General features: G+C 66.4%; 1 protein-coding gene. It reads left to right on the top strand.

Annotated features, from left to right (window positions below; translation table 11 throughout):
* Window positions 1-331, top strand: a 331-nt coding sequence (locus GPA27_RS28530; RefSeq protein ID WP_272501155.1) for a pyruvate kinase alpha/beta domain-containing protein, incomplete at its 5' end; no start/stop codon positions are given.
* Window positions 332-425 lie beyond the last annotated feature (94 nt).

Here is a 425-nt window from a genome sequence, read left to right as displayed (position 1 = left end):
GTTCACCGCCCACCACCTGGGCGCCAAGGCCATCGTCGCCATGACCGACAGTGGCGCTACTGCCTTGTGGATGAGCCGGCACAGCATCCGCATCCCCATCTATGCGCTCACCCCCAAGGTGGCCACGCAACGCAAGATGGCCATGTACCGCAACGTGCGCCCTTTGCTGATGGACACCAGTGCTGACCGCGACACTGCGCTGGATCAGGCCGAGCGCCACCTCAAGAGCCGCAACATCGTGCAAAAGGGGGATGTGTACGCCATCACCTGCGGTGAGCCCATGGGCGCACCCGGCGGCACGAACATGCTGAAGATCTGCGTGGCCAGCTGACCGATCGAAGGGTTGCTCCCTCACCGCTGCGGGTCAGCGTCCCGGGCGGGAGTCCGGCGGCGCTGGGCGGCGGTCAGTGCGCGTTGCCTTGTGG

It is taken from the genome of Aromatoleum toluolicum, from assembly GCF_012911005.2.
GTDB lineage: Bacteria > Pseudomonadota > Gammaproteobacteria > Burkholderiales > Rhodocyclaceae > Aromatoleum > Aromatoleum toluolicum.
Note: the sequence above shows the minus strand (reverse complement) of the source record. Positions and strands in the feature narration are given on the sequence as shown.